This is a genomic window from Gorillibacterium sp. sgz306347, from assembly GCF_059735245.1.
In genome coordinates this window covers 1-868 of record NZ_JCAPET010000108.1, presented here as the reverse complement: position 1 = coordinate 868, position 868 = coordinate 1, and the positions used below count along the sequence as shown (strand labels likewise).

At 55.6% G+C, this 868-nt stretch carries 1 rRNA gene; it reads left to right on the top strand.

Annotated elements, in window-relative coordinates:
* Positions 1-868, top strand: a 23S ribosomal RNA gene (locus AC6I6H_RS22465); the annotation flags it as partial.

Here is an 868-nt window from a genome sequence, read left to right as displayed (position 1 = left end):
GGGGAGGGAAAATTACAGTACCGAAGGTCATGATCTCACACTGCCGAGAAAAGCCTCTAGCCAGGTGAAGGTGCCCGTACCGTAAACCGACACAGGTGGGTAAGAAGAGAATTCTAAGGCGCGCGGAAGAACTCTCGTTAAGGAACTCGGCAACATGACCCCGTAACTTCGGGAGAAGGGGTGCCTCGGTAGGGTGAATAGCCCGAGGGGGCCGCAGTGAAAAGGCCCAAGCGACTGTTTAGCAAAAACACAGGTCTGTGCGAAGCCGCAAGGCGAAGTATACGGGCTGACGCCTGCCCGGTGCTGGAAGGTTAAGGGGAGCGGTTAGGAGCAATCCGAAGCTGTGAACCGAAGCCCCAGTAAACGGCGGCCGTAACTATAACGGTCCTAAGGTAGCGAAATTCCTTGTCAGGTAAATTCTGACCCGCACGAATGGCGTAACGACTTGGGCGCTGTCTCAACGAGAGATCCGGTGAAATTTTACTACCTGTGAAGATGCAGGTTACCCGCGACAAGACGGAAAGACCCCATGGAGCTTTACTGCAGCTTGATATTGGACTTGGGTACGATCTGTACAGGATAGGTGGGAGCCTAAGAAGCATGTGCGCCAGCATGTGTGGAGGCGACGTTGGGATACCACCCTGATCGTGCCTAGGTTCTAACCGGGTACCGTAAGCCGGTACCGGGACCGTGTCAGGCGGGCAGTTTGACTGGGGCGGTCGCCTCCTAAAGTGTAACGGAGGCGCCCCAAGGTTCCCTCAGAATGGTTGGAAATCATTCGAAGAGTGCAAAGGCAGAAGGGAGCTTGACTGCGAGACGGACAGGTCGAGCAGGGACGAAAGTCGGGCTTAGTGATCCGGTGGTTCCG